This window comes from Shewanella sp. 4t3-1-2LB (assembly GCF_017368415.1).
GTDB lineage: Bacteria > Pseudomonadota > Gammaproteobacteria > Enterobacterales > Shewanellaceae > Shewanella > Shewanella fodinae.
The window spans coordinates 26788-47457 of record NZ_JAFNJD010000037.1 but is presented as its reverse complement, the minus strand read 5'-3'; the positions used below and the strand labels follow the sequence as shown (position 1 = coordinate 47457).

Below are 20670 nucleotides of genomic sequence, written 5' to 3'. Positions count from 1 at the left end.
CAAGAAAAATATCATCTCTATTAACATTATGATTAATTGTCGGGATATACCAGGAAGCATATTTTAATTATATTTCTTTAGCTAATAAAGGGAAATAAGATGATCACCAGACGAGGAATGCTGAAAGGTAGCATGGGAGTTGCTGTAGGTACAGTATACAGTGGTACTCTCGTCAGCTTTTTGACAGGTTGCGGTAGCGACAATAATGATAATGGCAACGGCGAAGTCGTTGTTATGCCAGGCGGATTAATGGTTGTAAACCCAATACTATGTGTTGGTTGCCGACGCTGTGAAGCCGCTTGCGGCTGGAACCATGAAGGCGATTGCGGACCAACAATTGCCAGGGTAAAGGTCGCTCATAATATGAACTATGGCCCACATGGCGTTCAATCAAATTATTATGAACAACGTGGTGAAAGCGGCGATTTTACTCTGGTGCCGCAAACTTGCCATCAATGTAATGTCTGTATGGAAGTGTGTCCACAAAAGGCTATTTCAATTAATGAAAAAACTGGTGCAAGAGAAGTGGATGAATCACTTTGCGTCGGTTGTGGTTATTGTGCAGACAAATGTCCACAGCAAACAATTAAAGTTGTTCGCAGTAAAATGAAATCCGTTAAATGTGACTTGTGTCAGGGTGAACCTAATTGTGCTCAAGTGTGTACTACTGGTGCAATTAAATTTTATACCTGGGAAGAAGCAGAAGAAGCATTGGAAATATATAACAACTATACCGGTTTGGTCGGATAAGAGGTAAAGCAAATGGCTATGAATTACGGCGGATGGGCTGGTAAAGTTTTATGGGTAAATTTAACCACCAGCGAAATTTGGACCGAGCCCACAGAAAAATATCTCGATTATCTTGGCGGTTCTGGTATTGGATATAAAATTTTGTGGGACCACCATGTTGACGGACAATTAGGCACGGATCCTGAAAATGTGATCGTTTATTCAATTGGACCTTTAACCGGCTCTGGGGTTATCTGTTCAGGACGTATGACGGTCACCTCAAGAAGTCCTGCTACACCGGGACATCTGATTACCGATGGTCACGTTGGTGGACACATTGGCCCAGAATTTAAATATGCTGGTTATGATGCCTTGGCGGTTATTGGTAAAGCGAATTCACCAGTGTGGATCCGTATTGAAGACGATAAAGTCAGTATTGAATCAGCTACTGCTATTTGGGGAAAGGGGACTTTTGATAGTAACGCTGAATTGACTAAGTTGATGGGGCAGGACGCTCAGGTATTTTCTATCGGTCAAGCGGGTGAAAATTTGGTGCCCATGTCCGGTTTTATGACTCCAGGTGGTCATGCGGCAGGTGGTCATGGTGCCGTCATGGGGTCGAAGAATCTGAAAGGTGTGGGGGTTCATGGTACAGGCACCTGTACCATCAAAGCTTCTCGCGATGAAATGCGGGCGTTGGATGACCATATTCTCGGCATTATCGGTTCCAACAACAATAACGTGGTACCGTCTACTCCGCAGTCTTGGGCTGAATACTATAGTTCTGGCAGTCGTTGGAAAGCTCGTGATGAAATTAAATGGGGGGCCGCGGACGAACCTGTAGAACTGGGGGAAGTTGCTTGGAATGAGCGGAATCGTATTGGTTACCGCTGCTCAATGGCCGAAATGTATGTTGGGGTGGAATACACCAACAAGTGGTTAAAACGCATGGGCGGCTGCCATGCATGCCCAATTCGCTGCTATTGCGAAATGAAAGTGCCTGAATTAAAGAGCCGCTTCAAATTCAAATCTGAATACATTACCAACACTTGCGGTGGTTTCATTTGGGGCAACTATTTGATGCCAACAACCGCAGGGACAGAACAGTATGCACTGACAGCGACTGCGGGTGCATATTTACGTGATGACTACGGTATTTTTTCTGGGTACGGGCTGACTCACCATATCTTTAAAGATATGAAAAAGGCCGATCTGTTTAAGCATCTGCTGTCAGCGGAGGAGTTCGCGGATGTTCCTTGGGAGCAATGGGACAATAACGAACCTGAATTCTTGGTTGATTTGTATAAACGTGTTGCTTTCCCTGACAGTTACCCTCATGAAAACGCGCTGGGCCGTATGATGGGCGATCCCGTTTCCTATATTGATATTTGGAAATTGGATGGTACTAATCCGGTGATCGATAACTGGAATATCTATGCAGAGAGCAATGTGCATTTGTTCAACCGTAGCATGCGCCATGCTCTGCACCATGCCAGTGAATGTGCTAGCCAGGTGGGTACGTTGATCAACGTTATCTTTAACCGTGATCCAATGTGCCACTCTCATATCAACGTGGTTAATGGTGGTTTACCTTACGATATTCTGGCAGAAGTATGCGCAGAAAAATTTGGTGAAGGTGCCTTTGACCCGGTGAAGTGGTATACCCCCATCAACCAGGGCAAAGTTAACTTTGCTAAGTGGTGCGTGGTCAAAAACGTGCTACATGATTCATTAACTATCTGTAACTGGGTGTTCCCATTGATAATTTCTCCAGACAAAGAAAAGAATTATCGTGGTGATAGCTCTATCGAAGCCCAAATGTACAGCTTGGTGACTGGTGATAAGGTTACTGAAGAAGAGTTGGATATTATGGCCGAACGTACAGTGCAGTTGCACCGTGCTTTCACTGCCCTTGAGATGAACTCTAATGACCTGCGTCGTGATCATGATGTGTTGTCTGATTGGGTTTATGACATAGATCCAGATAAGAACTTCGGTGATCAGGGCACCATCAAAATGGATCGTGATGACATCCAAAAGGCGCTGGGTATGTTCTATGAAGCTTGGGGGTGGGATAGTGAAACTGGTATACCCACTCGTGCAACTCTGGAAAAATTTGGTTTAGGTTACGCAGCTGATAAGCTGGCCGCCAAAGGTTTGTTACCGGGGTAATCGACCATGCAGGATCTGGTGAAATACATCAGACTCTTTAGCCAACACGGAAAACTGGTGACCCTGCCACAAGTGGCAGCGGTCATCGGTCTGGAAGAAGAGCCTGAAGATGAAGATGTTGTTGGGCAATATGTTCAACTGATATTGGCACCGGAGTATGCGGACATCTGTATGAGGAAATCTGCTGATGAGCATTATTTCTTCTCAAGAAAGCATATTGTGGAGAGTTATGCCAATCGCTGGCTAGCTATCCGCCGTGGCGAGGTGTTGCCAACGTTGGTGCAGCAAATCCGTGAAGCCAGTTGTCAGCATAATGCAGTCGTTGATGAGTCGATTCTGAATTACAAGCCGTATGCGCTTGATAGTGAAGGACGCGAAGCTTTGCGGGAGCAGTTAGCGACAGATCCTGAGTGTTGTGACATTGCGTATGCCATAACCGCACAAGGAGAAGGATACTTTTATTCCACTCGTGGTTTGAACGCCGGTTATGCCAAAGTGCTGGCAAACTACGATCCCAACGAGTGGTCGTGTTGAATCAATAAGATTTACCCATCGTTGCTATCGACATTTATCAAGGAAGATTCGTTTAAGTGATTGGCCACCTTATTTAGGTGGCCTTTTTTTACTGATGGAATAACCTATTGCTGCAGCTTTTCTACTAAATCCAACTGGGCTTGTTGCGGATCGGTCAGGCTCTGAGTCGCGCCGATGCCTTGAGGTGCAATCCATAAGAGGCGATCAGTTGTCGGTTGGTATTGTTGCCACTCTGGCAACGATGTGCCATTGGGGTTGCCAGTTTTGGCGAAGTTTACCCAGTACTGCTGCATCATGTTGGCCACTTGTTGATCTTCAGCTGTAACCTTATCCCCATATACCGCTGGCAGCGTATTAAATATAAACGGGATTTCACTGGCATGCGTGGCACCAGCGCCATTGTGCTGCTGACGCTTGGCTACATAACCGAAGCGATATTGCCACACTGGCGTATTATGCGCTGCAAAGGTTCGAGCAACAAAGCGTGCTGGCTCCAGCATCAGTTTCTGCATGGCAATTTGGTATGCCAGTGCATTTTTATCGGTGATACCACTGTAGGCCATAGCCGCCGTACTGCTGTCAGCACCAAATTGCGCCAACACGGCTTCACGGTTAATTGGTGGCGTGGTAACAAACCCTAAATCTGCACTATTGGCACCTACTAATAATGGCACTCTGGCAAAATCTCCCCGTTGATAAGCAACTTGAGGTTCCTTTTCCACCACCTGACCATCAGTCATTGGCCCGGAATAGGTTTGATGATTTTTCGCCATTGTCCACAGGTTAAGATCGCCAGTAATTTCAGTCGCAGGAAGGGCTCTGAGTGCCTGTAGTGCCATTTTGTCGGTACCGCCAATGCCATGAGCTGCCGCAAACGCCATTCCTATGGTTTTTGCCTGTTGCCAACTCTGCTCTCCTGCAAGACTGTGACGACCATTTCCTGATTGTATAATCGCTTTTTGAAACAGATCGCGACCAAAGCGACTGCTCAGCAACGCATTGATACTATAACCGCCAGCGGATTCGCCAAACAGGGTGACATTGCGGGGATCTCCGCCAAACTGGATGATGTTGTCCTGGACCCAGCGTAAGGCTTTTATCTGATCCGTCAGGCCAAAGTTTCCGACAAACATATTGCCATCCATTGCCGGATGAGCAAAAAATCCCAACCGTCCAAGTCGGTAGTTGAAGCTGACAAAGATAACACCAGCCCGAGCAAATGCGGCACCATTATATACCGGGGAGGCACTCCCGCCGTTGACAAAACCACCGCCGTGGATCCAAACCACAACCGGTGTTGGTCCTTTTAATTGGCTGGGACGCCAGATATTTAAGGTAAGACAGTCTTCGCTGTAATTATCTGGAAGCGGGGTGGCATCATTTGGCAGGGGTGCTTGCATGCAACTGGGACCGAATGTGGTGGCTTGCCGGATACCACGCCATGCGGGCGCGGTCAGTGGTCGTTGCCAGCGCAATTCTCCCAGTGGCGGTTTGGCGTAAGGAATGCCCAAAAAAATATCCACATCTTGTTGGTGCAGACCTGCGATTCTTCCAGACTGGATCTGGACAATGGGCGCAGGTTGGGCACTGACGAACGGGGAACTGAGCAGACATCCTAATGCTAGGCAAATTTTCAACAGCTTCATGCAATAACCTCTGACGGAAAATCCGACCCGTCTCCAAAAATTGCTACATGATACAACAAACGGCCAAGCAGTGGGGATGCCGTTAGCCGACCTCGTATAGTCTAGCCACGACTGGCTAGTGCTAGCTTAATTCCAAGGGACACAAACAAAGTGCCGACTAGCTTGTTGAGCCAAATGCCTAGTTGCTGTCGCCCTTTCAAGTGTTTACTTGCGCTATCGGCGAGTACTGCCAGCAATAAGCAGTAGAGCATGCTGTTGCACTCAAAAATCAGCCCCAGAAACATAAAGGCAACAGCCTTATGATCTGCATCCTGGCTGATAAACTGCGGCACAAAGGCTAAAAAGAACAGTGCTACCTTAGGGTTAAGGGCATTGGTAAAAAAGCCTTGGACATAGACTTGTCGCAGGCTTTCGGCAGGCATCGTTTGTGTTTGAGCCATGTTGGTGTCGGCGTGATTGGTTTTCTGTAATAACGCCTTTATTCCAATATAAATCAAGTAGATGGCGCCGATGATTTTGACAATTGTAAAGGCTGTTGCAGAACTGGCTAGAATAGCCGACAAACCAAGCGCTGCAGCGAAAATATGGACTAGCAAACCACTGCCAATCCCCAATGCGGCAACACATCCCGCTCGCCAACCGTGAGTGGCACTTTTACTGATGATCAATAACGAATCGGGGCCAGGGACCAAATTTAGTAGTAAACCTGACAGCATAAATAGCGCGATATCATGGGTGCCAAACATAGAGGCAGTTACTCCTGTGGTGAAGGCGTGCCTAGTGCAAAGTCTACGGCTTTTGCTGCATGCAGGGTGGTGGTATCTAATAGCTTGATGTGGGTGTCTTGTTGCTGCACCAATAGCCCGATTTCAGTACAACCAAGAATCACCGCTTCGGCACCACGGGTTGCCAGTTCGTCAATGATGTCGAGATAAGTTGCTTTTGAGGCGGAGAGTATTTTACCTGCACAAAGTTCCTCATAAATCACTTGATGCAGCAACTGGCGTTGTTGAGGTGGTGGGATTAATACTTCAAGTCCAAATTTCTGTCGCAACCGCTCTCGATAAAAATCCTGCTCCATGGTAAAGGCTGTTCCCAGCAATCCAACGGTTTTGATCCCTTGCTGCTGCAATACTTCACCTGTGGCATCGGCAATATGAAGTAACGGAATGTTGATTGCGGCAGCAATTTCATCGGCCACTTTATGCATAGTGTTGGTACAGATAAGCAGAGCCTGGGCACCCGCTTGTTCGATGCTGTGTGCCGCTTGGCACAGTATACGGGCTGTTGCCTGCCAGTCGCCCTGATGTTGTAGCTGTTCTATTGGCGAAAAATCAACACTGTACAACACTAATTGGGCTGAATGTAATCCTCCCAACCTAGCGTTGACACCCTGATTTATCAATCGATAGTAACTTTGAGTGCTTTCCCAGCTCATTCCGCCGAGTAAACCTATGGTATTCATTTGACACCTGTTTCATGAATTTGCTAGCTAACACAAAGAAGACGTTAGGACACCAGTTATACAGCCGCAGGATTTTAAGCCTGAGGGGGATGAACAAGTGTGTACGGATTAAACGATAATCATCTACTCAATCCCGTTCTCAGCAAGCTTATTATCCTAGCATCTTGAAGTCATTACTCCGTTTAGTTATTTCACAATGTTAATACTGCTTCAACAGCTAACGCGGTGTTCTCCTTAAAACCATTTTGCCCTATGAGTATCGATGCGCTGGTTCTGTGATGTGTTATCAACTTTTTTATATTCATGAAAGCAAATGAAATCTTTTGAATAGCAGCTCGCAAAATGGACGATTTTGCGAAGCGCTGCAAAGACATAAAGTATCGTTCTTTTGGTTATATGTCATATGTAATATATTTAAAAATGTTTGCAGGATGTGTGATTTTTAATCAGTTTTTTCACGATCTCACTCCAATTTTTTTACAAGAAATTATATGCAGTTATAACCAAAGACAGCGTCATGGTTAGCAGTAAACACTGTTTGCTTACGTGGGTCTAGGGGGAATGAAAATGAGTAAAGGAGCCCAATATGAGTAAAGACCATTCTCAGAAAAAACAAGAAGTCGACCAATATACAGCTAATGTTTTACAAAATGGCATCTCACGCCGTACCTTCCTTAGCCGTATGGCGGTTGGAACAGGTGGTTTAGCAGTTGCTGGTCTGGGCGTAGGCACTGCTAGTGCCGATCCGCTTGTCGTAGGACAGCAATATGCAGAAATTGGCGGCGCAACGCTTGGATTCATGCCTAAACCAAAAGAGATTTCTGATGCAGAAATCGCCTCTACCCAAACCTTTGACGTAGTCGTTGTGGGTGCCGGGGCATCAGGGGTTCCTGCAGCATTGTCTGCCCGTGAATCAGGTGCTTCCGTAGCTTGTCTGCAAAAACAAGCTACAGCTATTTCGCAAGGTAACACTGGTTCAGGTATCGATCTGAAAAACAGTGATAAATCTGCTATCGAGGCTTTGGTAAACCGTTTAATGGCGGACAACCAGCACCGTTCACATCCTGGGCTGTTGAGAGAATGGGCATATAACTCAGGTGAAGCGGTTACTTGGGTGATTGATCGTATCAAAAAGGGCGGTGGTCAGGTTGTTGACCAAGGTACTGGCCCACAACACGGTATTCACGGTATTGCTGACAAAGGCGACCGTTTGAACTTTGTTACCTCTTTCTGTGGCCCTAAACCTTATACCACTGGCGATGGTATGCGTGCGCTGGCAAAAACTGCCGAAAAGGCTGGCGTGAAGTTCTTTTACAATATGCCAGCAAAACAACTGATCCAAGAAAAATCAGGCAAAGTTGTCGGTGTTATTGCACAAGACCGTGATGGTAAATACCACAAATATATGGCGAAGAAAGGCGTTATCTTGTCTGCTGGTGACTATCAGAACAACAAAGCCATGTGTGATTTCTTCATCCCTGATCTGAAAAACTTCGAGCGTAAGCAACAAGATCGTATGGGCGATGGCTTTGCAATGGCTTACTGGGCGGGCGGTGTTATCGAACCCGTTGGCCACACCAAAATGCTGCATGACTTCGATGCGGGCCCTGCGTCAATGTGCGATATGCCATTCTTGGCTGTCAACCGTAAAGGTGAGCGTTTCGTCAACGAAACTGTTGAAATGTCTTTGATGAATAACTACTTGAAAGATGGAGTGAACCAAGGTCACTACTCTCAAGTGTTTGACGCAGATTACATGACAACTGCCAAAGATTGGCCAGGTCATCTATATAGCCCCGAAGAAATCAAAGTGTATATGCCTGAAGAGCCAGGTGAAAAACCTGGGGTATTCCCGTCTATCACCAACACTTACAAAGCTGACACATTGGAAGAACTGGCGAAGAAACTGGAATGTGACCCTAAGACCTTTGTTGCCAGCGTTAAGCGTTATAACGAACTGTGTGCCAAAGGTAAAGATGAAGATTTCGGTAAAACTGCAAGCCGCATGGTGCCTGTACTTAAACCTCCATTTTACGGTATCCACCGCCGCATGCGTATCTCTACCCTGTGTTCTGGTTTGCTGGTTAACACCCATCACCAAGCATTGGATGCAGACGGTAAAGAAATTCCAGGTCTGTTCATCGTGGGTAACATGGCGGCGGGTTTCTACGGCGGCGTTGACTATCCGTTAACTGTATTCGGTTTGTCATTAGGCCGTTGCTACACCTTCGGTTACCTTGCAGGCAAATATGTTGCCAGCCTGTAAGACGCGCTGTTAGCAGAGGGCGTCTATGATGTGGACGCGTATTACCGAATGAGAAAAATGGAAAAATCAAAATGAAGAAATTCAATATATTCAATGTATTAATTGTGGCGGTGTTGACAGTTTTTGCTGGAAGCGCTATGGCTAAAAGTGAAATGTTGTTGGATCAGTACCACTTTTCTAAAGGGGTCAAGTGTGCCTCTTGTCATGGTGACGCTCAGCCACGTGAAGCTGTGACTATGATGAAGTGTGTACAGTGTCACAACACCAAGAAATTGGCAGAAAAAACTAAAGATATGAAACCAACCAATGTGCATAACAATCGTCACTTTGGTACTGAAACTAAATGTCTAAGCTGCCATAAAATACACCAGAAATCTGAAAACGCTTGTGTCAGCTGTCACCCACTTTGGAACTTTATCGTCCCATAACTGTGCGATGATAAAATGGCGTTAATTACAGACCACCTTAGCGATAAGGTGGTTTGTTTTTGCCACCTTGTTTTGCTTTATTTCCACCTTTGAATGCTGATGTTGTGCGGTTCAACAAACAAACGTTGCCGATAAATGCAACAGCTTTCAGGTCTGATCTAATCATGCTATTGGCGACTAATTAGTTAGTTCGTAAACTAAGGCGTATTTGCTCACAATAAAAAATTAACTGACCCATGATGATGTTTCGCAGTTTTATCATCTTTGTGATGATGTGTTGCTGGCAAGCTGCCGAGGCATCAGAACATAAGCCGCCAACACCTTTCGTCTCCGCCATTGGTTACTTGCAGGACGACAGTGTTACAGAGCTATCTCTGGCACAAGTACAACAAAGATTCCAGAACGGGGATTATATTGCGGTGGCTCAGCCATTCCTCACCTTCGGGATTAACCGCAAAACTGCTTGGGTAAGACTTTCCATCACCAATCCAACCGCAACGCATTCGCGGCAAAGTCTGGTTGCAGCGCAAACATGGGTCGAGTCGGTTGACGTTTATCTGCTACAACACCAGCAAGTGCTCAAACACTGGCATGCGGGAGATGCTGAACCCGCCAGTGACCATTTGGTGCCAACGATTGGTTATATGTTTGATGTTGATATACCACCCGGAGAGAGTGAGATTTTTATTCGGGGAAAGTCGCTTGACCCGCTGACATTGCCAATTGCCCTGACAAGTATTGAACAAGCGCGTTCACAACAGATCAAAACCCATGTTGTGCTTGGGATTGTATACGGTTTTTTACTGGCGCTTGTCGGTTTTAATATGCTGTTGTACATCAGCCTAAAGCAAATCGTCGCTCTTTATTATTCTTTTTATATTGGCTGTTTTGTGGTGATGAATCTAGGTTATGAAGGTTTTGCCTTTTCCTGGTTTTATCCCAACTCGCCGCAGTTACAAAACTACAGCACATTGTTTTTTATGGTGTTACACGGCGTATGTGGGTTGATATTCTTGAGCAGTTATCTGCCATTAAGCCGTAAGCAATCACCGTTGTCGCGAATGCTTAAACTCTATGTTGCGGTGGGGATTATCAGCAGTGTTATCGCCATTTTTTTGCAATTACACCTGCTCATGTCGTGGATTGCCTTTAGCTTTGTAACGCTGACGACGTTGATAATGATAGTGGTGGCGTTGTTGAATGTTGCCGCGTCAATTGATGCCCGTTATCTGTTACTGGCAGTGAGTTTTAGTATGTTTGGATTGCTAACGAGTGCCTTATCGGTGTGGGGGATTATTTCATACACCTCCTGGGGCTTTCATGGGGCTGAAATCGGGGTGGTATTCGAAGCCATGATCCTCGCAACAGTATTAGCTTCTCGGTTACGAAACATCGAGCAAGAGAAGATTACCGCACAGTATTTGGCCACTCATGACCTGCTGACTCGCTTACACAATCGTCGAGCGTTTGAGGATATTGCTGGGCAATATCTGCAGCAAGCAGAAAACCACCGCAAGCCGGTGAGTTTTATTATGATAGATATTGATCATTTTAAGGCTATCAATGACAACTACGGCCACCAAGTGGGGGATCAGGCGCTTCATCAGGTCGCGGTCTTGCTGAGTCAGCAGCAGCGGAAAAACGATATTCTGGCCCGTTGGGGCGGCGAGGAGATGGCAATTCTATTGCCTGATACTGCGTTACCTCAAGCTGTCAGATATGCAGAACAGCTTCGTGTTCTGCTGGAGCGTAACCTGCTGACAGTTACGCATAAGCCGATCCGAATAACCGCCAGTTTCGGGGTCGCCAGTTGTCTCATTGACATAAAGCAGAATTGCTTGGAGACATTGTTTTTAGAGGCTGATCATATGTTGTATGTGGCTAAAGACAGTGGCAGAAATCTTGTCGCTCCTGCTGTGGCAACGTAGGAATCTCGCCCACATCAGTCTCAACACTTTGACGCATTAATGCCGATGGCGGTTGTTGATCATATCGGTTTCAGCGCATTGTTAGTGAGAGGATGACAATACTAGGCAATAAATCTCTACCGGTACGCGCTTGCCCTGGCTATCAGGTCGCAGATCTGCAGCAATGTGTTGCATCCCAGCATGATGCATGACTCGCCCTGATGCAGGATTACTGCGTAAATGCACTGCGCTAATGCTCGTTAAGTGGTAGGTATCAGCCGCAACTCTGATTAAGGCTTGCAGCGCTTCTGAACAATACCCTAGGTTACGAAATTCCCGCCCAATCCAGTAGCCGGTCTCTGCCTGTTGTGCCTGCAGTAAGGTTAAACTGATGGCACCAACCACAACACCCGAATCTTTTAAGGTAATGGCCCAAGTGTGGCTATCCCCGCATTGTGTTTGTTGAGCCTGTAGCTCTAACCAGAGCCGCGCATCGTCTTCACTGTAGGGGTAGGGGATATTGAGTGTGTTATCGGCTATATCGCGATCATTTGCCAGCAGGGCGATAGTGGGGATATCCGATGTAACAAAAGGACGCAGCAATAATCTTGGGCTGGTAATCTGCACTTGCTGCTTGAGCACGAACATGTTGACCCTTCTACTTTATACCCTGCAATTGTCATCTTTGTTGGAAGTCTTGACGAGTGATGGCGAACTGCAACTCTTGACATATCTCACCTTTGTACTGCGCTTCACGACTAACTTCAAGCGTCATATCTGCGCGAGACAACGCGTTGATGCAGGCAGTGTTGCGATGATCCGTACAGGCGATGATGCGTTGTACTGGTGTCGCCGCAAATAGCAACGCAATGATTCCGCTAACGGCTTCAGTACCATAACCCTGTCCTTGAGCGTTATAAGTGATACTCAGGCCAAACTCTGCCTCGGTAAACGTGTCTGCGAGCCAGATGCCTACATCGCCAATTAACTGATCATTGGCTACTAACGCCAGCGCCAATTGTTGCCAGGTGCCCGCTTGTGGGAAGACTAAGCGACTTTGTTCGTTAATAAACGCCTCGCTCTGAGATAAGGTATAGGGCGTCCATCCCTGTAACCGGGCAACGCGGGGATCGCTACGGTACCCATGAAACGGGCTAATATCATCCGGGCGTAATTGGCGCAACTGTAGACGTGCTAAACGCCATGGCAGAAGACTCACCGAAGTCATTGCTCAAGCTGTCCTGTCAACAGGAAGACCGGATAATCACCATGGGGCTTGCGGGCAATACTGACGTTACGGATTTTTACTGCGGTAAATCCCACATGGCGTGCGGCGGCGGCAATTTCCTGGTGTTCAAAACCAAAATGACAGACCCCAGTGTCATCGGTGTGAAAACTGCCGTCTTCTTTATCCAGATCGGCAATGGCAATGAAGCCTCCCGGTAGCAACATCTGTCGGAACTTGGCAAACATCGCCGTAATATCTCGAATATGATGCATCGTCATGGAGGAAATGATGCCATCAAACGCACTATCAATATCCTCTTGTTCCAGATTTGCCTGGATAATCGCTAATTCACACGGCAGTTTGTCCTGCTTTTCTGCCAACTGCTGATGCATTGACGTTGAAATGTCCACCGCCGTAATTTTTTTTACGTGCGGGGCTAATCGTTCCAGCAACAGCCCAGTGCCTGAACCAAAGTCCAGTAAGTGCATCTGCGATGACAATGTAACTTGTTGACGGATGGCATCGGCGATATTACCAACGTTATCAACACGGTTATTATCCTGCTCATAAATATGTGCTTTATGGGAGAAATAGTCTTTGCTCATGCCCCTGGTTCCTGCGTTGATAGCCATAGATTACTCGTCGTTTGCATGTTATACGCCTTCATCATCAATCAAAGCCAGCAGATCCGTAACGCCTACGTCAATACCTGCTTGAAACAGCAACGTGGATAGCTGTCCTCGGTGATGGGTCTGATGGTTGAAAAAATGCTGTAGCACCGCGGCAAACGGCTTACGATGTAGCACACCTTTACTGTTGCGGTAGGTTAACACTCCGGCCAGTTGCAGCTCCGTTAACGTCGTTACCCAGTCGTACAGCTGTTGATCTAGCCATTGTCGCTGCGCACTTAATGGAGACAACTCAGGATAAAGTATCTGATCTAACTGAGAAGGCGGCGTTAACGCTGCCACTGCCGCTAGCTTGCCATTGTCATACTGGTTGGCAAAGCGCTGTAACCACAGAATATCCGCCACTAGCAGATGATTGAGTGTTGCGATGATAGAGCCGAAGAAGGCGCCGCGCTGCTGCTGTAATTGGGCCGGTGTTAAGGTCGCGGCTGCATCATATATCTTAGCATTCATCCAGAGGTTGTAACGGGCCATCAGATGGTAGTTGGATAACTGCGACATAAGATCTCCTGCTCATTTTTACTGTGCGCTTCCCCGATGTTAGCTGACGTTAATAAAGATACACCAGCGACTTTTCCATCAGATAGTTGGTGAATTGCTGATCACGGATGGTGACTTGCTGCATGCGGATTGTTTGAAAATGCCAGCGCTCAAAGAATGGTTTGGCGGTAATGCTGACATGCGCATACATCCGCTGCAGTTGCAACTGTTGCGCCTTGATTAACAACGCTTGCATTAATGCGGAACCAACCCCTTGCTGTTGATGGGCATGATGGCAGAAAAATTGGTCGATAAGACCGTCCGGTTGTAGATCTGCATAACCCAGTATCTGTTCATTGGCATAAGCGAGTAAAGGCTGATTACACAGTAGACGCTGTTGCCATCGCCGTTTATCAGCGGTTTCAGGTGCCCATGCCTGCAATTGCGCCAGAGAATAATCTCTGCAATTGATGGTATGTACTGTGTCATAAAACAGTTGATAAACAGCATCAGCATCCGACTGTTGGTAGGCACGGATCGCTACCATTATTCATCAGTCCTACCGGGAAGTTTTGCAAATTCTGGCAGTGTCGCGAGATGGCGATCCCAGTCGGCTCTGCTGTCGGTAAAAATGTGCGCTTCTGGCATAATTCCCAACGTGGTATCCAGACAGCCTGCGGGGACGACCAGCAATTTATTATCCATTTGCAGCGTTGGCAGTGCTGAACCGCAGTGGCGGCAAAAGCTCTTGCCGTGCAGTGTTCCTGCTAACCGAAAATGGGTGACATCCTGTTGGCCACTTAACCATGTCAACTGGGCACTGAAAGAAAACAGATTGGCGGCATGGGCTGAGCCGGTATCTTTACGGCAACGGCGACAATGACAAAGTAAGAATCGATCAAAATGCCCGTCAATTTCAAAAGTGACGGTGCCACATAAACAGGAACCTTTGGTGACAGTCATCCGCTATCCTCCCGGTGAAGGAAAAGAAAAGGAGCCTTGAGTGGCTCCTAATAACAAAAGCTTAAGACTGCTCAGTATATCAATAAATAGTCGGGTGAGCTCAGTATCTACGAGGCTGGATAAATTACTTTGGTATCGCCAACAGTTATCAACGATGCCTAGAACTGGATTATTGGAGCCGTCGCAGAGTAAGAATGGCTACTGGCGACAGTGGCGAAAGCTGCGCACCAAAGTACGAAACTTAACTGGGGGCATGTTCAAGTTGCTGTTGCGTGTGGTATCGCCGCTTGCAAGATATAATGGCTTGCTTGAGTCAATTGATTAGGCGAATAACGGATGACGACAGACGTAAAAATAGAAGATATCCAGCTAGGCGACGGCAAAGCCGCAGTGCGCGGTGCACTGATCACCGCACATTATCGAGGCTGGCTGGAAGATGGTACTGAATTTGATTCCTCTTATGGGCGAGGTCAGCCATTTCAGACGGTGTTAAGTCACAAAAAGGTCATTGCTGGCTGGGTGGAAGGTATCAGCGGTATGAAAGTGGGCGGTAAACGGCGGTTGTGGGTGCCGGCATCGTTGGCCTATGGTGAACGACAGATAGCAAATATGATCCCGCCAAACAGCAATCTCAATTTTGAGATTGAACTGCTGGAAGTGTTAACTCGTGACGACTAATCGACAAAGGAGGGGCTGAAAATAGCCCCTTGTGCGCGTGTTCAGGCAAAACTGAATTGCAAATCCAACGCCACATTTGCCATCTGTTTCTGTTCCCGTTGTAGATCTTTTACAAACAGACTGATGCGGTGTTTGGGCTCTTTTAAGGCCAGATTCAGCCCTTGTTCGCTAGTGCTGACACTGCTGATGTGAATGCCGCTGGCAATACGCCCTAGATTCAGCAAAACGGCCAGTCTTATGAGGGCAATCAAGCGGATAGACAGGCGTTTTTCCGGTTCATCCAACTGTGTCAGTCGTTCCAGATCCAGTTTTTTGCGCTGGTTGCCAATCAAGCGCGCCAGCAGCTGTTGTTGTTGCTCACCAAATCCAGGCATATCGCTGTTCGCAATAATGTAAGCCCCGTGTTTATGATGGGCGCGGGAACTGATATGAATACCAATTTCATGCAGAATGGCAGCGTATTCCAGCGTATGTCGCTGATCCGCTAGTCCCCAACTGTCGGCCACTCCGTCAAACAGTGTCATTGCCGTCAAACGTACTTTCTCCGCATGTTGGCGGTCAATGTGATAGAGTTGCGCCATGCTGTCTACCGTACGTTGTCGGATGTCGCTGAAGGTGCCGATACCGGCTAACTCATACAATACGCCCTCACGTAGTGCGCCGTTGGCAAACTCTAGCGAGGTTACCGGTAACCGCCGAAAGAAGCTGATCATAATTGCCAGTCCGGCGGGCAACAGTGGGGCACGTTTGCTGTCAACATTTTCTAGCACAATGTTGTTAACATGCCCCCAACTAATCAGCTGTTGTTTGAGCTGCTTGAGTCGCGCCATAGTGACGGTATCGTCACCGTAAAACTGCAACAACGCTTCGCAGATGGCTTTGACACTACCGGAACTGCCAAGCGTCAGATCCCAGTCACCGCTGAAATACTCTTTAGACAGTGAGGCAAACTGTTTGTCGGCCGCACTGAGTGCGGCGTTAAAGGCCGCTGCACTGATGACTCCATCTTTGAAAAAACGCTGGTTATAGCTGACACAGCCACAGCGCAGACTGGATAACGAACTGGCACGACTGCGACTGCCTAGCACCACTTCAGTAGAGCCGCCGCCAATATCAATCACCAGATTACGTGCCGCTAACACTTGTGTATGGGCAATACCACTGTAGATAAGACGCGCTTCTTCGTGACCCGATACCACTTCTATGGGGTAGGGCAGCACTTTTTGCGCGGCTTCCAGAAATGCTTCGCGGTTTTTTGCCACCCTCAAAGTATAAGTGGCGACCATTCTGACTTGTGGCAACGGCAGGCTGGAAAAGCGTTGCTTAAACTCCTGTAAACAGGCTATGCCTCGGCTAATGGCTACATCACTGAGAATGTTGTTATCATCCAGCCCATCGGCCAACTGTACTAACTGTTTTTCTTTATGCAGGATCTGGATGCTACCGTCCTGCTCCCTAGCAATGACTAGATGAAAACTATTGGAGCCCATATCCACGGCAACAAAGTGCTTGGCAACCTCGCTCAAATGCTCCTCTCCCGTTAACTGTTTGTCTCATCAGCCATCTGCTGGCTGAGCAATTGCAGGCATTTCTTCTCATAATTAACCAGATACTGGTAAACCGCAATCTGCGATCTCACCTTACGCTGGTTGCCGCGTTCACGGTAGGGGTTGGACTGATCTTTGTTGATGATACGCGCCTTGGTATTGTCACTGAACTGAATCGCCAGAATATCCATTAGCATGCGTTTTAGCTGTGCATCCTGAATTAACACACTGACTTCCACCCGGTTGTCGATATTGCGCGCCATCCAGTCGGCAGAACACAGGTAGAGATTGTTTTGCCCACCCGCGTAAAACAGCATAATACGAGAATGCTCTAGGAAGCGGTCGACAATACTGATCACTGAAATATTATCGCTGATGCCGGGGATTTGCGGGATCAACGAACACATACCACGGATTAACAACTTGATTTTGACGCCAGCAGCGGATGCTTCGTACAGCTTCTGCACCAGCATTTCATCCACCAGGTTATTGAGTTTCAGCGTAATCGCTGCTTTGCGTTTGGTTTTGGCATTTTTTATCTCGATATCTATCAGCTCCAGTAATTTACTGCGGGCGTTATAAGGCGAGACGATTAGCTGGTTGAAGTCAAAACGGCGATAAGGATGTTCAATTAGTTCAAACACCTGCGCGACTTCGCGACCAACATCCTGGTTGGCGGTAAACAGCGAAATATCGGTGTAAATCTTGGCAGTACTTTCATTGAAGTTACCTGAGCCGATATGGCTGTATAGCTGCAGTTCACCTTGTTCCTCGCGGCCGACCAGAAATAGTTTGGAGTGAATTTTCAGGCTGGGAATACCGTGATGCACTCTAACGCCAGCTTCGGCCAGCACCCGGCTCCATTCAATATTGGCTTGCTCATCAAAACGGGCGCGTAGCTCAATAACGGCGGTGACCTGCTTGCCATTTTTAACGGCATCGATCAGCGACTGGATCACCCGTGATTTTTTGGCCGCGCGGTACAGGTTGATTTTGATGAACTTCACCGCCGGGTCATAGGCCGCTTGGCGCACCAGCTCGGTGAAATGGGAAAATTTATGGTACGGGTAGTACAGCAAGATGTCCTGCTGGCGGATCGCTTCAAAGTAGTTGTGGCTGCGGTTAAACAGCACACTGTCCAAGGCCGAAATTTTCGGGTTCTCCAGATATTTTCTGCCAGGATTTGGAAAACCGATAAAGTCTTTAAAACTGTGGTAACGACCGCCGGGAATAATACATTCGGTGTTGGAGATATTCAGCTGTTCTGTCAGCATCGCCAACATGTGCTCCGGCATATCACGGTCATATACCAGTCGCACTGGTTCTGCGGTTAGCCGCTGTTTCAAGCCTTTGGTGAGTTTTTCCAGTTGGCTTTGTTCAAGTTCATCGTTGAGGTCAAAGTCAGCATCGCGGGTGAACTTCATCGAGTACACATCCATGCTGTCATACTCAAAAAATGGCGAGAATAGCGCATCCATGCAATGGCGGATGATGTTATCCAGCAAAATTAAATATTTGCGAGATTTGGTTTTTTCCGGTGGCAGTTGCACAAAACGTTCAACATTCTTGGTCGGCACTTCCACCAAGGCATATTGACGCTGCTCTTTGGTATAGAAACAGACGGCCAGATAAGTGGTGTCGTCATTAATGTGTTTCACCAAATCGGAATTTTTGTGAATAATCAGCGGGGTAATGTGGCGCTTTAGGTGATCTCTAAAGTAATTTTTCAGCCACAGGCTGTGAAATTCACTGAGTTGCTGCTCATTGATGAGGAATATATTGCGTCTTGCCAGTTCGCGCATCAATTCTACATAAATGGCATCAAAACGTTCCTGCAACGCCAGCACTTTGGTCTGAATTTTAGCCATCAGATGGCGGCTGTAATTGCGACCATCCTTGAGACTGGAAAGTAAGGTTGCGCGGCGGACTTCAGCAACTCTGACCCGGAAGAACTCATCCATATTGTTGGAGTAGATACCAAGAAAGCGCACACGCTCAACCAGCGGCACGGAATTATCTGCGGCTTCTTGTAATACTCGCTCATTGAATGACAGCCAGGATAACTCTTTATCCAGAGAAAACTTTTCAGTGGAAGGGGACACCGCAGACTCCTTAAGGGCATAATTCCGGCGTGGCCATAGCCAGTTCCGACTGCCGGACAGAATTAACATAGCAGATGCAATCCGGCAAAAGGCGTCTTGAATCACAGATATGCGGGACGCCGATAGAGCAACGGATTCTGCAGCGCAAGGCTAGCAAGCTTTTATGAATGAAAGATGACAAATCCTTGCTTAAATGACATTTTTGTTGCGGCAATATGACGTCGTGCACCAGCGCTGATAGTTTTGGGCAAACTTAGCATGTCACAGTGAAATGGCACCCGCTAGACCGCCATTTTGTGGTGATAACTAGAAGGAACCATATGAAAATTTACAGATTTATGGGGATGTTGCTGCCATTGTGGCTATTGGCAGGATGTGGCGATGATGTGGGCAAAGTCAGCCTGGGCTGGTTTACCACTAAAGATGTGGTGATCGATGCGATAACCGACCCCAAAGTGCCGGGGGTGACCTGCCATATCAGCCGCATTGAAGCCAATCTGAATTTGGCAGATCCATCTGATATGAGTATTGCCTGTCGCCAAACTGGGCCTATTCACAAAGCGGATATTGACGGTATCGACAAGAGTAAGTCCGGCGAAGTGGTTTTTACCGAGTCATTAAGTGTGCTGTTTAAGAGTCTTAAAGTGAGACGTATTTATGACAGCGAACATCAGACCTTGCTTTATCTGTCATATTCCACCAAGGAAACCAATGGCAGCCATAAACATGCGCTGTCCAGTGTGCCTTTATGGCGTACCGATGCCTGGGAACAGCGACCACATCCAGCGGAAGCCATCAGGAAATCTTGAATGGGGATGTTCAAATATCGCTAAACGACTTAGTCTGTAACCTCGGAACGTCAACCTAACTTATACCAATGGATGTATTAACGACGACGCCATCACCTGGCAGATGGCGGGTTATGGCTGTCAATGTATTACTTATCGCATTACCACCGTTGTTTTGGGCGGGTAACTTTATTGTCGGCCGCGCGATTCGGCACGATATTCCCCCGATCACCTTGGCATTTTATCGCTGGGTGATTGCCTTGCTGATCCTATTGCCTTTTTCTGTCACGGCGCTGAAGCGGGATTGGCGGCACTATCTGCAGCATCCGTGGCTGATCCTCGGGCTGTCTGTCACCGGTATTACCGCGTTTAACACTTTGTTGTATATAGGCTTGCAAACTACTGCTGCCACTAATGGCCTGATCCTTAATAGCTGTGTACCGCTGGTGATTTTGTTGTTGGGAGCGTTGTTTTTCAGACAACCGCTACGGCGACAGCAGATAGTCGGCATGCTGCTGTCTTTTAGCGGGGTGTTGATGATTGTGAGTCAGGGCAACTGGCAGCTATTGTTGGCACTTAAGTTCACCCAGGGCGACCTGATTATTTTCAGTGCTTTGCTGTGCTGGGCGTTTTATACCCAGTGGCTGAAATGTGTACCACCACAGATAAGTCGTGTTGGGTTAATGACGCTACAGATGTTGATTGGCTTGCTGTTACTGGCACCATTTTATGCGTGGGAATCTAGCCGACAAGCTATACCACAATGGAACCTACACGCACTGCTGGCGCTAGCGTATGTGGGCATTATCCCTTCGGTTGCCGCTTATCTGTTATACAACGCTTGTGTTGACCGCTTGGGACCCGCTCCGGCTGGTATGTCGATCTACTTGATGCCGGTATTTGGCGTGGTGTTATCAGTATCGCTGCTGGGTGAGTTAGTGCACTGGTATCATCTCACTGGTATTGGGCTGATTTTTCTCGGTATCTTTGCTGCCGGTATGTTGCCTAAATGGCGCGTCAAAGGTTGACTTCAGCGTTAACACTTGTG

20 protein-coding genes and 1 pseudogene are annotated in these 20670 nt (G+C 47.3%); 10 read left to right on the top strand and 11 right to left on the bottom strand.

Features of this window, described 5'->3' with window-relative positions; translation table 11 throughout:
* Window positions 1–99 precede the first annotated feature (99 nt).
* From J3L11_RS13735 to J3L11_RS13725, 3 genes are read left to right on the top strand one after another with little or no spacing between them, the layout of a single operon-like run.
* Window positions 100–750 (top strand): 4Fe-4S dicluster domain-containing protein, encoded by a 651-nt coding sequence (locus tag J3L11_RS13735; RefSeq protein WP_189617935.1) that lies wholly within the window; start codon window positions 100–102, stop codon window positions 748–750.
* 12 nt (window positions 751–762) lie between these two features.
* Window positions 763–2901: an aldehyde ferredoxin oxidoreductase gene (locus tag J3L11_RS13730; protein ID WP_207571363.1), complete on the top strand. Its 2139-nt coding sequence runs from the start codon at window positions 763–765 to the stop codon at window positions 2899–2901.
* 6 nt (window positions 2902–2907) lie between these two features.
* Window positions 2908–3435 carry a hypothetical protein gene (locus J3L11_RS13725; RefSeq protein ID WP_207571362.1) on the top strand — a complete coding sequence of 176 codons (528 nt, stop codon included), beginning with the start codon at window positions 2908–2910 and terminating at the stop codon, window positions 3433–3435.
* 104 nt (window positions 3436–3539) lie between these two features.
* On the opposite strand, the gene J3L11_RS13720 is transcribed toward J3L11_RS13725, so the two are convergent.
* The 3 genes from J3L11_RS13720 to J3L11_RS13710 form a co-directional block, all read right to left on the bottom strand.
* Entirely contained in the window at window positions 3540–5081 is a 1542-nt protein-coding gene (locus tag J3L11_RS13720) for a carboxylesterase family protein (protein ID WP_207571361.1), read from the bottom strand.
* A gap of 101 nt (window positions 5082–5182) precedes the next feature.
* On the bottom strand, window positions 5183–5827 hold the full coding sequence (locus J3L11_RS13715) for a LysE family translocator (protein ID WP_207571360.1): 645 nt from the start codon (window positions 5825–5827) through the stop codon (window positions 5183–5185).
* Between the two features lie 8 nt (window positions 5828–5835).
* Window positions 5836–6546 (bottom strand): aspartate/glutamate racemase family protein, encoded by a 711-nt coding sequence (locus tag J3L11_RS13710; protein WP_207571359.1) that lies wholly within the window; start codon window positions 6544–6546, stop codon window positions 5836–5838.
* Between the two features lie 586 nt (window positions 6547–7132).
* On the opposite strand from J3L11_RS13710, the gene J3L11_RS13705 reads away from it, so the two are divergent.
* The 3 genes from J3L11_RS13705 (at window position 7133) to J3L11_RS13695 (ending at window position 11168) form a co-directional block, all read left to right on the top strand.
* Window positions 7133–8812: an FAD-binding protein gene (locus J3L11_RS13705; RefSeq protein ID WP_207571358.1), complete on the top strand. Its 1680-nt coding sequence runs from the start codon at window positions 7133–7135 to the stop codon at window positions 8810–8812.
* Window positions 8813–8883: 71 nt separating this feature from the next.
* Entirely contained in the window at window positions 8884–9240 is a 357-nt protein-coding gene (locus J3L11_RS13700) for a cytochrome c3 family protein (RefSeq protein ID WP_207571357.1), read from the top strand.
* 236 nt (window positions 9241–9476) lie between these two features.
* Window positions 9477–11168, top strand: a complete 1692-nt coding sequence (locus tag J3L11_RS13695) for a diguanylate cyclase (protein ID WP_207571356.1) — start codon at window positions 9477–9479, stop codon at window positions 11166–11168.
* Window positions 11169–11249: 81 nt separating this feature from the next.
* Here J3L11_RS13695 and J3L11_RS13690 read toward each other — a convergent pair whose 3' ends face one another.
* The 6 genes from J3L11_RS13690 to J3L11_RS13665 are packed head-to-tail and all read right to left on the bottom strand — an operon-like array spanning window position 11250 to window position 14507.
* Window positions 11250–11795: a GNAT family N-acetyltransferase gene (locus J3L11_RS13690; RefSeq protein WP_207571355.1), complete on the bottom strand. Its 546-nt coding sequence runs from the start codon at window positions 11793–11795 to the stop codon at window positions 11250–11252.
* A 31-nt stretch (window positions 11796–11826) separates the two neighbouring features.
* A complete protein-coding gene (locus J3L11_RS13685) occupies window positions 11827–12375 on the bottom strand; it encodes a GNAT family N-acetyltransferase (protein WP_207571354.1) in 549 nt (182 codons plus the stop codon).
* Window positions 12372–12980 (bottom strand): class I SAM-dependent methyltransferase, encoded by a 609-nt coding sequence (locus J3L11_RS13680; RefSeq protein ID WP_207571353.1) that lies wholly within the window; start codon window positions 12978–12980, stop codon window positions 12372–12374. Before J3L11_RS13680 ends, J3L11_RS13685 begins: the two co-directional genes overlap by 4 nt.
* 48 nt (window positions 12981–13028) lie before the next feature.
* Window positions 13029–13565 carry a DinB family protein gene (locus J3L11_RS13675; RefSeq protein ID WP_189617923.1) on the bottom strand — a complete coding sequence of 179 codons (537 nt, stop codon included), beginning with the start codon at window positions 13563–13565 and terminating at the stop codon, window positions 13029–13031.
* A gap of 49 nt (window positions 13566–13614) precedes the next feature.
* Window positions 13615–14091: a GNAT family N-acetyltransferase gene (locus tag J3L11_RS13670; RefSeq protein ID WP_207571352.1), complete on the bottom strand. Its 477-nt coding sequence runs from the start codon at window positions 14089–14091 to the stop codon at window positions 13615–13617.
* Complete coding sequence (locus J3L11_RS13665) at window positions 14091–14507, bottom strand: GFA family protein (protein WP_207571351.1); 417 nt, start codon at window positions 14505–14507, stop codon at window positions 14091–14093. The genes J3L11_RS13670 and J3L11_RS13665 overlap by 1 nt, the downstream gene beginning before the upstream one ends.
* A 101-nt stretch (window positions 14508–14608) precedes the next feature.
* Here J3L11_RS13665 and J3L11_RS13660 point away from each other — a divergent pair.
* Window positions 14609–14789 (top strand): annotated as a pseudogene (locus J3L11_RS13660) (group II intron maturase-specific domain-containing protein); the annotation flags it as partial.
* A gap of 54 nt (window positions 14790–14843) precedes the next feature.
* Window positions 14844–15185, top strand: a complete 342-nt coding sequence (locus J3L11_RS13655; RefSeq protein ID WP_189617921.1) for an FKBP-type peptidyl-prolyl cis-trans isomerase — start codon at window positions 14844–14846, stop codon at window positions 15183–15185.
* 41 nt (window positions 15186–15226) lie between these two features.
* Here J3L11_RS13655 and J3L11_RS13650 read toward each other — a convergent pair whose 3' ends face one another.
* Window positions 15227–16675, bottom strand: coding sequence for a Ppx/GppA phosphatase family protein (locus J3L11_RS13650; protein ID WP_207571364.1), 1449 nt, complete (start codon window positions 16673–16675; stop codon window positions 15227–15229).
* A gap of 50 nt (window positions 16676–16725) precedes the next feature.
* Window positions 16726–18834: a polyphosphate kinase 1 gene (ppk1, locus tag J3L11_RS13645; RefSeq protein ID WP_189617920.1), complete on the bottom strand. Its 2109-nt coding sequence runs from the start codon at window positions 18832–18834 to the stop codon at window positions 16726–16728.
* A 320-nt stretch (window positions 18835–19154) separates the two neighbouring features.
* Here ppk1 and J3L11_RS13640 point away from each other — a divergent pair, with 320 nt between their 5' ends.
* Both J3L11_RS13640 and J3L11_RS13635 read left to right on the top strand, forming a co-directional pair.
* The gene (locus tag J3L11_RS13640; RefSeq protein ID WP_207571349.1) at window positions 19155–19643 is read left to right on the top strand and encodes a CreA family protein; all 489 of its coding nucleotides are present in this window, start codon (window positions 19155–19157) and stop codon (window positions 19641–19643) included.
* A 113-nt stretch (window positions 19644–19756) separates the two neighbouring features.
* Entirely contained in the window at window positions 19757–20650 is an 894-nt protein-coding gene (locus J3L11_RS13635; RefSeq protein ID WP_207571348.1) for a DMT family transporter, read from the top strand.
* Window positions 20651–20670 lie beyond the last annotated feature (20 nt).